This is a genomic window from Pseudomonas sp. CFBP 13710 (assembly GCF_014842235.1).
Taxonomy (GTDB): Bacteria; Pseudomonadota; Gammaproteobacteria; order Pseudomonadales; family Pseudomonadaceae; genus Aquipseudomonas; species Aquipseudomonas baltica.
The window spans coordinates 1-611 of record NZ_JACYVJ010000031.1 but is presented as its reverse complement, the minus strand read 5'-3'; the positions used below and the strand labels follow the sequence as shown (position 1 = coordinate 611).

General features: G+C 56.6%; 1 protein-coding gene. It reads left to right on the top strand.

What is annotated here, in order from left to right; genetic code table 11:
* Positions 1-107: 107 nt before the first annotated feature.
* Positions 108-503: a DUF2946 domain-containing protein gene (locus IFT44_RS21035; protein ID WP_122797568.1), complete on the top strand. Its 396-nt coding sequence runs from the start codon at positions 108-110 to the stop codon at positions 501-503.
* Positions 504-611 lie beyond the last annotated feature (108 nt).

The window sequence follows — 611 nt, the reverse complement described above, 5'->3', positions numbered from 1 at the left end:
CTTCTGCTCCTGCTCAATGTACCTGCGGCGAAATGGCGCACCCTTGTAAAATGTACATCGCGTGTTAAAGAGCGCTAAATAGCCTCCCCTTTGCAGCGATTTCATTCATGAGTTCGTTGAGACGTATCCGACCCTGGATTGCCTGCCTGGCGATCTTGCTGAACATTCTGGCCATGCCGCTCAGCCGTGCGATGCAAGCGCCCGATGTAAATCTCATGCTGTGGGGCGGATTTTGTTCCGGGGGAAACTCGAGCGTCGTCTCAGCTGAGTTTCGCCAGGCGATCGAGGCGCTTCAGATACCTCAATCCGAACCCGAACACGCCATGCACCATGCGGACTGCTGTTGCGGCCATGCCGGGCTGGCAGCCCTGCCCTCGGATTACTACCGCCATTTCTTGCCGCAGTACACACCCGGCGTTGTCCTTGAAGATCCTGAACTGCCAACGCTGCACCCAAGAATCCGCTGGCCCAGCCTGAGTCCACGCGCCTCCCCTTTTGCCTGATCACGACACTGCCCACTGCGTGCGGTGTTGCTCGCTTTAAATTCTTTCAGCGATCTGCAACGGTTGCTGAACGCCCTTGAAGTTTCTTGATGATCAGGAAGTGCGTGC